Annotated in this window: 11 protein-coding genes; all 11 read right to left on the reverse strand. The window is 38.9% G+C overall.

From position 1 onward, the window contains the following. Positions 1-3: 3 nt before the first annotated feature. A complete protein-coding gene (ftsL, locus tag SFC32_RS04920; RefSeq protein ID WP_039695913.1) occupies positions 4-327 on the reverse strand; it encodes a cell division protein FtsL in 324 nt (107 codons plus the stop codon). Next, complete coding sequence (gene rsmH, locus SFC32_RS04925; RefSeq protein ID WP_039695993.1) at positions 327-1,277, reverse strand: 16S rRNA (cytosine(1402)-N(4))-methyltransferase RsmH; 951 nt, start codon at positions 1,275-1,277, stop codon at positions 327-329. Before rsmH ends, ftsL begins: the two co-directional genes overlap by 1 nt. A gap of 110 nt (positions 1,278-1,387) precedes the next feature. Further along, the gene (locus SFC32_RS04930; RefSeq protein WP_411049366.1) at positions 1,388-2,638 is read right to left on the reverse strand and encodes a glutamate-5-semialdehyde dehydrogenase; all 1,251 of its coding nucleotides are present in this window, start codon (positions 2,636-2,638) and stop codon (positions 1,388-1,390) included. A gap of 16 nt (positions 2,639-2,654) precedes the next feature. Further along, positions 2,655-3,458, reverse strand: coding sequence for a glutamate 5-kinase (gene proB / locus SFC32_RS04935; RefSeq protein ID WP_039695915.1), 804 nt, complete (start codon positions 3,456-3,458; stop codon positions 2,655-2,657). A gap of 108 nt (positions 3,459-3,566) precedes the next feature. Then, entirely contained in the window at positions 3,567-5,189 is a 1,623-nt protein-coding gene (locus tag SFC32_RS04940) for an ABC transporter permease (protein WP_411049365.1), read from the reverse strand. 4 nt (positions 5,190-5,193) lie between these two features. Further along, the gene (locus SFC32_RS04945; protein WP_411049364.1) at positions 5,194-5,925 is read right to left on the reverse strand and encodes an ABC transporter ATP-binding protein; all 732 of its coding nucleotides are present in this window, start codon (positions 5,923-5,925) and stop codon (positions 5,194-5,196) included. 22 nt (positions 5,926-5,947) lie between these two features. Further along, positions 5,948-6,241, reverse strand: a complete 294-nt coding sequence (locus SFC32_RS04950) for a bacteriocin immunity protein (protein ID WP_039695918.1) — start codon at positions 6,239-6,241, stop codon at positions 5,948-5,950. A 153-nt stretch (positions 6,242-6,394) separates the two neighbouring features. Beyond that, positions 6,395-8,380 (reverse strand): transketolase, encoded by a 1,986-nt coding sequence (gene tkt, locus SFC32_RS04955; protein WP_074565104.1) that lies wholly within the window; start codon positions 8,378-8,380, stop codon positions 6,395-6,397. A gap of 150 nt (positions 8,381-8,530) precedes the next feature. Further along, the gene (locus tag SFC32_RS04960) at positions 8,531-8,788 is read right to left on the reverse strand and encodes a DUF896 family protein (protein ID WP_039695920.1); all 258 of its coding nucleotides are present in this window, start codon (positions 8,786-8,788) and stop codon (positions 8,531-8,533) included. A gap of 126 nt (positions 8,789-8,914) precedes the next feature. Continuing rightward, a complete protein-coding gene (gene glyS, locus SFC32_RS04965; RefSeq protein WP_411049363.1) occupies positions 8,915-10,954 on the reverse strand; it encodes a glycine--tRNA ligase subunit beta in 2,040 nt (679 codons plus the stop codon). Next, complete coding sequence (gene glyQ / locus SFC32_RS04970; RefSeq protein ID WP_006531137.1) at positions 10,954-11,871, reverse strand: glycine--tRNA ligase subunit alpha; 918 nt, start codon at positions 11,869-11,871, stop codon at positions 10,954-10,956. The genes glyS and glyQ overlap by 1 nt, the downstream gene beginning before the upstream one ends. Between the last annotated feature and the right edge of the window lie 291 nt (positions 11,872-12,162).

A 12,162-nucleotide genomic window follows, 5' to 3' on the forward strand; every position in this document is an offset into this window, starting at 1 on the left:
AGACTACTCCACCTGTTTAATATTATCCTGTTGGCTTGTTAAACCAGCATTTTTGGCAATTTGCTCAACACGGTCACGACTTGACAGTTCGTTAACCTCTTGTTTAGCATTGTCGTAATTTGTCTGTACTTCAGTAATCTGACTATTTAAATCAGTGATTTGCTGTTGTACTTGAAGATTACGGCTTTGAAGGTAAATAATACTAATCGCCATGGTAATAGCCGTTAAAATAATTGAACCATAAAAAGCTTTTTCAATGCGTGAAAATTTTCGAATACGACGTTTAAGAGCCTTAGCAATGGCTTCGTTACGATGTTTATCAGTCATTACTTACGAACCTTTCTAGCCACGCGCAATTTTGCTGAGTGTGAACGATTGTTGGCTTCTAACTCTTCTTGACTCGGTAAAATTGGTTTACGATTTACAAGAGCTAGTTTTGGCTGCATATCATCTGGAATAAAAGGTAAACCTTTTGGAACTTCCACTGTAGACGCTTCTTTAAACAATTGTTTTGTCAAACGGTCTTCAAGCGAGTGGAAAGTAATTACGGAAATACGACCATCAACTGCTAATAAGTCAATCGCTTGTTGGATAGACTCATCTGCCGCTCCCAATTCATCGTTAACTTCGATACGAATGGCTTGGAAAATTTGCTTAGCAGGGTGCCCTTTTTTCTTAAGCTCTTTAGCCGGCTTAGCTGATTTGATGATTTCTGCCAACTCAGTCGTTGTTTCAATCGGCTTTTCTTGTCTAGCTTGTTCAATTTTACGCGCAATTTGTTTTGAAAACTTATCTTCACCGTATTTGTAGAAAATACGAACCAAATCATGGTAATCGTAAGTATTCACCACATCATAAGCCGTTAAGTCTTGCTCACGGTTCATACGCATATCAAGCGGAGCATCCTTTTTATAAGAAAATCCACGCTCACGCTCATCTAGTTGCGGACTTGACACCCCAAGGTCATATAAAATACCATCAATCTCAGTTACTCCATGCATTGCTAAATTTGAAGCAAGATTGCGGAAGTTGTCCTTGATAAAAGTGACTTGTCCTTTTTCAATATAATCTTTTAATCGAATTTGTGCATTATCAATAGCCGTCTGGTCTTGGTCAAAAGCATAAAGGTGACCATTCGGGCCAAGCTTAGAGAGAAGATATTCACTGTGGCCTGCTCCTCCAAGCGTTGCATCTACATAGATTCCATCTGGCTTGATATCAAGCATATCAACGGTTTCATGTAGAAGTACTGTAATATGATGAAAGTCTTTTGTCATACCTTTCATTATAACACAAATAGAAAGATTCTTCCTTAAAAGATAGAGATAAAAAGAAAAACCAAGCATCTCGTGTTTAAGACACTTGGTACTTACTCATCTGAAAAATATTATTCTCTGATTTGTCCTTTACCATTAATATAAAATTTTGTGCTTGTTAATGCCTCTAAGCCCATTGGACCACGCGCATGCATTTTTTGGGTAGAAATTCCAATTTCTGCTCCCAAGCCAAAGACAAATCCATCTGTAAATCGTGTTGAGGCATTCACATAAACTGCTGCTGCATCCACTTCATCTTGGAAACGTTCGGCGTGCTCGAGGTCTTTTGTCACAATCGCTTCAGAGTGATGCGTTGTGTAACGATTTACCCAATCAATGGCTTCATCAAGTGAAGAGACCACATTAACAGACATGATGTAATCATTGTATTCTGTTGCAAAGTCTTCCTCACTTGCTGCCTTTGCATCTTTAAAAATAGCTAGCGCTTTTTGGTCTGCACGGAATTCCACTGGATGAACCTTGTTAATAGCCTCTTCCAATTGAGGCAAGAACTGCTCTGCAATTTTTTCATGAACCACAAGACTCTCAGCTGCATTACAAACGCTTGGGCGTTGTGTTTTGGCATTGATGACAATCTTAGTCGCCATGTCCAAATCAGCTGTTTCATCAACGAAAATGTGACAATTTCCAACTCCAGTTTCAATGACTGGAACTTTAGATTTTTCTTTAACCGTTTGAATTAAGCGTGCGCCACCACGTGGAATCAACACATCAACATAGTCGACAGCTTGCATTAATTCTTCAGCAACAGCGTGGCTAGTATCTTCGACTAATTGAACCACATTTTGGTCGATCCCTTCCTCAGCTAGAGCTTTTCTGATAACTGTTACAAGTGCTGTATTTGAATGAATAGCATCACGACCACCACGTAAAATAATGGCATTACTTGTTTTGAAAGCAAGGCTAAAAGCATCGACAGAGACATTTGGACGGCTTTCAAAAATCATAGCAATAACACCAAGTGCTACACGTTTTTGTACAATTTTAAGGCCATCAAGATTAGTGTAGCCACGAACAACTTGACCAATTGGGTCTTGAAGATCAGCTACTTGACGAACTCCTTCCACAATGCCTTCAATGCGTTTTGCATCAAGACGCAAACGGTCTACCATAACCGGTGAAATCCCATTTTCTTGCGCTTTTTCAACATCACGCACATTTTCTTGCAGGATAAAATCTGTTTCGTCTAACAAAGCCTTAGCAACTAGATTCAAGATTCGATTTTTCTCTGCTGTTCCAAGTTTTACTAGACTTTGAGAAGCGATTTTTGCATTTTTCCCTAGTTCATCAATATAGCCCATCTCAAGACCTCCTTAATTACTTAGATTGTGAAAACCATGTTCCGATATTAGCACCATCAAGGGCACGTAAAATATCGCGTGGATTAGCTCCATTCATCAAAATCATTTGACTATTATTGTCAAAAATCATTTGGGCACTCTTAATCTTGCTAAGCATGCCACCTGTACCAAATTTGCTACCAGCACCGCCAGCTGACTTAATGATTTCATCAGTGATTTCACTAACATGTTCACGAAGTTTAGCATCTTCATAAACATTTGGATTTTTATCATAAAGGCCATCAATATCTGACAACATGATTAACAAATCAGCTTTAGTCACTTTAGCTACAATGGCTGACAAACGGTCATTGTCTCCGAATTTTGTGGCATGATCCATTTCATCAACACTGATAGCATCATTTTCATTAACGATTGGAACAATTCCCATTGAAAGAAGAGTTTCAAAAGCGTTGGTGAAGTTTGCCAAACTTTCTGGATACTCAATAACATCACGTGTAATCAAAAGCTGACTAACTTCCGTCTGATAGTGTGAAAAGATTTGCGAATAAAGGCTCATCATAGCCACCTGACCGACACTTGATACGGCCTGTTGTCGTGCAATTTCTGTTGGACGTTTATCCATATTAAGAACATTAAGTCCAAATCCCATGGCACCAGATGATACCAAGACAACTTCCATCCCTTTATTCATCAAACTAGAGATAACAAAGGCTAGCTGATCAATTTTTTCTAAATTTATTTTGCCATTTGGCATAACAAGGGAACTTGTCCCGATTTTTATAACAATGCGTTTTACTGATTCAAAATTACGTTTCATACGCTTATTATACACTAAAAAAACAGTCCTAGGAACTGTTTTTCTAAGGTTTTATCTAAGTATTTAGTCAACTTTAATTCACATCTTAATTTCAGGAGATTTTAGAAATTAATGTGAGATTTTCTTCCAAAATTTATGACTAATCAAGATTTGAGAAATAAGCACTAAGACCAAAAGAACAATTGATAGCGTCATGTTAATCAGTAGAATTTGCTGTGTAATATTGCCAAGAATAACTAAACCTACTGCTAATCCACCACCAAGAAGATAAGCTGCCATCATAATCGCAAAAGCAAGCCACTGACCTGAATGTCGATTAAAAAGTTGGGTCACATCTTGCCAAAGCAGATTCAGATTTCTATAGTCACGCCAGTACATTAATTGACCTTGGACAACAATCATTGCACACAAGCCTACCAAAAAGGCTAGCATCAAAAGTACATTTAACTGTAAGAAAACCAAGCCAACGACTAGGTAAACACAAGCAGGAACAAGAGCTTGAAGTCCTGCTAAAACCACAAACTTCTGAACAAGGAAAGCTTTAAAGTTAAGTGGTAAACTTCTCAAAAAGTTATAGTTCTCTTTTTCAAGTGAAATGCCGACACCTAGTAAAGTTGTTGGCATAGCACAAGTTGTTCCCAAAATGACTCCAACTAACAAAGCAATACCAAAATAATCCGTAGACACCTTGGCTAAAGTAAACCCATTAGTCAGCATTGGTGTTAGGAAAACAACCACATAAATCAAAGGCATCACATAAGTTTGCGTCAATAAGGTTGCATTTTGAAGCGTTGAAAGGTGATGATGAAGCATCATCTTTGTTAAAGAAGTTGAGCTCTTTGACGTTTTTTTCGTCTGCTTCTTAGTTTTAGCTTTTTTAGGACTAGCATACAAAGTACTTTGGTAATAATTTGGCATTGCCCATTTAACCAAACCAATCATTAAGGCTAAAAGAACGACTAAAGGTAAATAGAAGTTTAACAGTGCAGCCAAGCTAAATGGCGCATTAACCACGTCATAAAAACCTCTAAAATAAGGAATGATTGGACGATCAGGAATCGTCAAGCTGTCACTTCCCATATTTTTACTGTTGACAACATTCATATAAAGAATCGTTCCGACAGCGCCAATCGTCGAAAGAGACATCAAGACTGTTGAAATCAATTTACGATGATTGCTGCGAACAATCACCCCACCAACCAAGCTATTCACATAAAGTGCTAATACTGTCGAAGCTGTAAAGAGAATTCCAAAAACAATCACGGTAGCAATAATTGCCACAAATAGCCCTGCCATTTGCCAATAAGCGATGAAAAATAATGATAACAAAGGCATCAAAAACGTCACGCCCATCCCAAAACTTGAAATCACTTTTGCTAAATATAGCTCACTGGATTTAATCGGTAAGTGAGCATAAAGCTTCACATCATCGCTTTCGTAAAAAATGCTATACATGGCTGAGAAAGCATTCAAGGTTGCCATGATAAAGAAAATCGCTGTGTAAAAAGAAAAGTAACCAGGATAATGCTTAAAATTAAGATTAGCATACATAAAAATGTAAATCACCGCAAAGAACAAACTTAAAAATATTTGCTGACGAATCACACTTTTATAAGTTGAAAAATTTTTTCTCGGATTCTTTTCTTGCTTACGTTTAACCGCCGTTACAGTTTGGGGATTTGAGTAAAGAATATTAATCTTAACGAGTTCCCTAACAGTTGACCAGTTCATACACTCACCCCTCTTTCACCTTGCGTCCAGCAAGTTCTAGGTAAATGCTTTCCAAATCTTTGTCAGGATAATTTGCTTTTAGCTCATCCAAAGAACCAACAAAAATCAATTTGCCTTCTTTTAAAATCCCAATACGGTCACACAATTGCTCTGCAACAGCCAAGACATGTGTTGAAAAAAGAACGGTATTGCCACCACGCGCATGCTCTTTCATCATCTCTTTCAAATCAAAAGAAGCTTGCGGGTCAAGACCAGTTAAAGGCTCATCCAAAATCCAAATATCAGGATTTGAAATCAAAGCTCCAATCACAATGACTTTTTGACGCATCCCATGTGAGAAACTTTCAATCAACTCATTAACATGCTCAGCAATATCAAATAAATGTGATAAGCGGTCAATACGTTCATCAACCTCTTTTTCAGGAACGCCGTAAATCTTTGCCAAGAAATGCCAATACTCACTAGCTGTCAAATTCAAGAATAAATCTGGTGAATCTGGAACATAACCAATACGTTTTTTAATGTCATCACGATGTTCTGATAAAGCCAAATCATCCACATAAATTTCACCATAAGTCGCATCAATGATTGACGTTAAAATGCTGATAGTCGTTGTTTTACCAGCACCATTATGACCAATCAAACCAAAAATTTCCCCATTTTCAATGGTTACATTTAAATCACTAAGTGCCTCCTTGTCTCCGTATAATTTTGAAACATGTTCAAAACGAATCATTTTTTCTTTCCTCCTAATCTCCTCAAAGTGGCTTTATCCACTTTGAAACTTCCTTTTTTTCATAATATTCTGCTGCCCACTTTTGAGTTAATTTTTTTAATTCCTCAACACCTCGTGGGAGTGTTAAATCAGTATGAGCACTGTAAAGATTCAAGTCACGGTCTAAATGCAAAGCGCATAAACCAGCATCTCTACTCTTAATCACTTCATTAGACGCCGACAGCAAAATTTTAGATAATTTCACGTCCTGTCTAACGACCATATCTTCATAAGCGACTTTAATAGCTGAATATAGCTTGCTACATCTTTCATCCATTAAATCTCCCCCTCTCCCAAATTAAATACATTTGTACTATTGAAGTAACACAAATAATCTTTACAATATCTTACCCTTTCTTACACCATTTGTCAAATCATTATAAAAAGCCCTTGCCAAAAGCAAGGACTTTCTATCATGAATTATTAAGGATTACAATGATTCGTAAAGGCTAACAGCGTTATCAACTGTGAATCCATATTCTTCAAAGATTTTAGCACCTGGTGCAGAAGCTCCCCAAGTATCGATTGTAAGAGTTTTACCTTGGAGACCAACATATTTGCCCCAACCAAAGCTTGAACCAGCTTCGATTGCCAAACGTTTTGTAACGTTAGATGGAAGGATACTTTCTTTATAAGCAGCATCTTGTTCGTCAAAGATGTTTTGTGCTGGCATTGAAACCACGCGAACGTGAACACCTTTAGCTTCCAAAGCAGCTTGAGTATCAAGAGCCAATTTCACTTCAGAACCTGTAGCGATAAGGATACCGTCAAGGTCACCTTTAGCTTCTGAAAGGATGTAAGCACCTTTGTTCAAACCTTCTTCTGCCAATTCTTTTGTTCCTTCAAGAACAGGAAGATTTTGACGAGTTAAGATAAGCATTGTTGGACGAGTTGTTTCAGCAAGAGCACGTTTCCATGCAGCATTTGTTTCGTTACCATCTGCTGGACGGATAACGTTAAGGTTAGGCATAGAACGAACGCTAGCTAATTGTTCAATTGGTTCGTGTGTTGGACCATCTTCACCAACAGCGATTGAGTCGTGTGTCATCACATAGACAGTTGGTAATTGTTGAAGAGCAGCCATACGAACAGCTGGAAGTAGGTAGTTTGAGAATACGAAGAATGTACCACCATAAACACGAGTACCACCATGAAGAGCGATACCGTTCATTGCAGCAGCCATAGCGAATTCACGAACACCAAACCAGATGTTACGACCAAGGTAGTTATCTGGTTGGAAATCAGATTCTACTTTGACCATTGTATTATTTGATGCAGAAAGGTCAGCTGAACCACCCCAGAATGATGGGACTTGAGCTGAGATTTGTTGGATAGCTTGTTGACTTGATGAACGGCTAGCAAGGCTAGTTCCAAGTTCGAAGTCGTCAAGTTTCACGTCAACTGGTTTGTTAGCAAATGCAGCTTTGTATTCAGCAGCTAATTCTGGATAAGCAGCTTCGTATTCACGGAATTTAGTTTCCCATGCGTTTTCAGCAGCTTCACCACGGAATTTAATACCAACTTCAAAGCGTTTAGCAACTTCTTCTGGTACTGTGAATTCTGGATATTCCCAACCGTAAGATTTTTTAGCATAAGCAATTCCATCAACACCAAGAGGGGCACCGTGAACAGCTGATGTCCCTTGTTTTTCAGCACCGAAACCAATGATTGTTTTCACTTCGATGATAGATGGTTTTTCTGTTTCAGCTTTAGCTTCTTCGATAGCTTTAGCAATAGCTTCAAGGTCGTTACCATCTTTAACCAAGATGTGTTGCCAACCGTAAGCTTCGAATTTACCTTTAATATCTTCTGTAAAGGCTTTTGATGTTGGACCATCAAGTGAGATGTCATTTGAATCGTAAAGAAGGACTAATTTACCAAGTTTTAAGTGACCTGCAAGACTAGCAGCTTCTTGGCTGACACCTTCCATCAAACAACCATCACCATGCAAAGCATAAGTGTAGTGGTCTACAATATCAAAGCCTGGTTTGTTAAATTTAGCAGCTAAGTGAGCTTCTGCCATTGCCATACCAACAGCGTTAGCGATACCTTGACCAAGTGGTCCTGTAGTTGCTTCTACACCATCAGTGTGGTTAACTTCTGGGTGACCTGGTGTTTTTGAACCCCATTGACGGAAGTTCTTCAAGTCATCGATTGTTACATCGTAGCCTGATAAGTGAAGTAGGCTATACAAAAGAGCAGAACCGTGACCTGCAGACAATACGAAACGGTCGCGGTTAGACCAAGAACGACTTGTCTTTGGATTAACATTCATTACATGATTCCAAAGAACGTAAGCCATAGGTGCAGCTCCCATTGGAAGGCCTGGGTGACCTGAATTGGCTGCCTGAATGGCATCAATTGAGAGCGTACGGACAGTGTTTACTGCCAACTGATCAATAGCATCAAATGTCATGAGTGAAACCTTTCTGTTTTTAAGGACTTAAAGTATTATTGTTCGGATTCTATTATATCATAAAAAACTTGACTTTTTAAATTAAATTGTCATTTGCTTTCTTGTAAGCAGTTTCTAAAAAAGCCCAGCTAAACATAGCTGAGCGATTTCTTATGAATTTGGATCGTCAAGGCTACGACCGTGCAAACCACGTTCACGTTGCAATTGACGAAGTTTTTCTGGTGTCACATCATTTCCATCTTCATCGACGATTTTAATACCAGCGATGTGGTGAAGAAGTGAATGACGGTAACCTTCAATATACTCTTTACGCAATTTAGCTTGTTCAACTTTTTCTGGACCAGTCAAACCAACTGTTTTTTTCTTGCGTGCAAGTTCATTAATACGTTGAATCTTTTTTTCATTCATGAGTAAGACTCACCTAACGTCTAAATTATGTTTAAACGTTATTTCCTTTCTATAATTTACCAAAACCTCTAAACTAAGAAGTCTGATATACGCCAGAAATCTACTCAAAGAGTAGATTTCTTAAGCTTATTTGGTATTCAATTTGTTAAATGCGGCAACGCTGCTTGCTTTTGCTGTCAATTCAGCAAGAATAGCTAAGCGGTTATTTTTAACAGCTTCATTATCCACCATAACCATTGTATTGTCAAAGAATTTGTCGATAACTGAGCTTAGAGCAAATAATTGTGCCAATTTATCGCTAGCAGAACCAGCCAAGTTTAGGTCAGCTGCGGCTTGTGCCAAAGCTTTTTCTTCATCATTTTCAAACAAGTTAGCATCAACTACTACACCTGCTTGTGCTTTTTCAGCAAGGTTGAAGACACGTGAAAGACTTTCAACAGCGGCTTTGTAGCCTTCTACTTTGCTTGCTTCAACAAGAGCGTCAGCAGCTTCAAGCATTTCAGCAACAACAAAGTTTGAACCAGCAAGAACAGCTTCTTTAATGTCTTTAGAAACTGATTTGTTCATCATTTTTTCAACACGTGCACGAATGAAGTCCATTACTTCTGCTTTGTGTTCGTATGTCAAGCTATCAAATTCCAAAGCGTAAAGGTTGTCAACCAATTCATCCATTGGAATTTTCAAACCAAAGGCATCCATGATACGAACCACACCAGCTGTCGCACGACGAAGAGCGTATGGGTCGTTTGAACCTGATGGAATCAAGCCAACTGAGAAGAATGATAGGATTGTATCCAATTTATCAGCAAGTGCCAAAAGTGCACCAACTTTAGTTTCTGGAAGGTCACCATCAGCTGAGTTTGGAAGGTAGTGTTCGCGAATAGCTGTTGCTACTGCGGCATCTTCACCAGCAAGAAGGGCATATTTTTCACCCATAATACCTTGCAATTCGTCAAATTCACCAACCATACCAGTCAATAGGTCAAATTTATAGATTTCGGCAGCTCGTGCAAGTGCTTTGCTTTCTTCAGCAGAAGCGCCAGCTTTTTCAGCAAGGTAAGCAGCAATCACTTTGCTGCGTTTCATGTGTTCTGAAAGTGAACCAATTTTTTCATGGAATGTTACGTTATCAAGTTTAGCGACAAGGTCAGCGATATTAAGTTTTTGGTCTTCACGCCAGAAGAATTCACCATCTTCCAAACGAGCGACAAGCACTTTTTCGTTACCTTTAATAACGTTTTCAATGTGTTTTTCGTTACCGTTACGAACTGAGATGAAGTTTGGCATCAAGTTACCATCAAGGTCACGAACAACGAAGTAACGTTGGTGGTTTTTCATTGATGTCACAAGCACTTCTTCTGGAACTTCAAGGTATTTAGTATCGAAGCTTCCCATGAAGGCAGTTGGGTATTCAACCAAGTTAAGCACTTCATTAAGCAATTCGTCATCGATTTCAACACGAACGTTTTCAGCTTTTTCGATAGCTTTGATTTGGCTAACAATCATGTCTTGACGTTCTTTAGCATCAGCGATAACAAAGACTTTACGCAAATCTTCTTCGTATGAATCAGCAGTTGCGATTTCTGTTTCGTGACCAAGGAAACGGTGACCACGGCTCACGCGACCTGAGTGGATATCCAAGAAGTCAAGGTCAAGAGCTTCGTCATCAAGAAGTACAGTCAATGTGTGAACTGGGCGAATGTATTCAAATGTATTGTTTGCCCAGTGCATGTTTACTGGGAAAGTCATAGCTGACAAAATTTCTGGAATGTCAACAAGGACTTCTTTAGCAGCTTTTCCTGCTTCGTGTTTTGTAACGTAGACATATTCTTCACCTTTGACTTCGCGGAATTCGATGTCATCAGTTGTCAAACCTTTACCACGAACAAAACCTTGAGCAGCTTTTGTAAAATTACCTTCAGCATCCAAAGCAATTTTTTTAGAAGGACCTTTGAAGTCTTCTGTCAAATCAGTTTGAGCATCTGCAAGTCCAAGAACACGAACAGCCAAACGACGTGGTGTTGAGAAGGTTTGAATGCCTTCAAAAGCCAAACGTTTTTCTTTCAAAAATGCTGCCATGCGGTCGCCAAGTTGTTTTTCACTTGGAGTAACAACATAAGCTGGTAATTCTTCTAAACCAAGTTCTACAAGTAAATTTTTAGCCATTATTCAGCATCCTCCTTCAAAAGTTTTTCACGTGTTGCTTCATCAAGCAATGGGTAACCAAGGCGTTTACGTTCAGCAACAAATGTTTTAGCAACGACACGAGCTAAGTTACGGATACGAGCGATGTAACCAGCACGTTCTGTTACAGAAACAGCTCCACGCGCATCAAGCAAGTTGAACGTGTGTGAACATTTCAAAACGTAATCGTAAGCTGGGTGAACCAAGTTTTCTTCCAAGCAACGTTTTGCTTCAGTTTCAAATTTTTCAAAGTTTTCAAGAAGCATGTCTTGGTTAGAAATTTCAAATGAGTATTTTGAGTGTTCAAATTCTGGTTGAAGGAAGATTTCACCGTATTTTACACCTGGAGCCCATTCGATATCATAAACTGAATCCACTTCTTGGATGTATGATGCCAAACGTTCAAGACCGTAAGTAACTTCTGAAGTTACAGGACCAGTTTGCAAACCACCAACTTGTTGGAAGTAAGTAAATTGAGTGATTTCCATACCGTCAAGCCAAACTTCCCATCCAAGACCAGCTGAACCAGTTGATGGGTTTTCCCAGTTATCTTCAACGAAACGAATATCGTGTTCCAAAGTGTTGATTCCCAAACGTTCCAATGATTCAAGGTAAAGTTCTTGAATGTTAGATGGAGATGGTTTCATAACAACTTGGAATTGGTGGTGTTGGTAAAGACGGTTAGGGTTTTCACCGTAACGACCATCTGCAGGACGACGTGATGGTTCTACATAAGCTGCATTCCATGGTTCTGGACCGATGGCACGAAGGAATGTGTAAGGGCTCATTGTACCAGCACCTTTTTCATTATCGTAAGCTTGCATTAACATACAACCTTGGTCGTTCCAAAATTGTTGCAAAGTCAAAATAATTTCTTGGAAAGTCAATTTTTTAGACATACATCTACTCCTTATTTTGTTAACTTAGTTTTTGCGAAGTATCTAAGGAAATCAGCTTTTTTACAATATAAAAAACCGCCAACACACCCATATGATACCTCATAAGGGGCGTTAAAACGCGGTTCCACCCTATTTTATTACTTCATTTATCTGATTTTAACTTAGCATTGCTAAGCGAAAGCGCCAGCGACTCACTTCAGTTTCATCCGACTTCCACCACCTCGGACTCGCTAAGAAACACCATGAGGCTCTCTCTCTTTACCAGCTATTTTAGCACAAATGCATTTGAGT

The sequence above is a fragment of the Streptococcus sp. TATVAM-FAB8 genome, from assembly GCF_046592795.1.
Lineage (GTDB): Bacteria > Bacillota > Bacilli > Lactobacillales > Streptococcaceae > Streptococcus > Streptococcus ruminicola.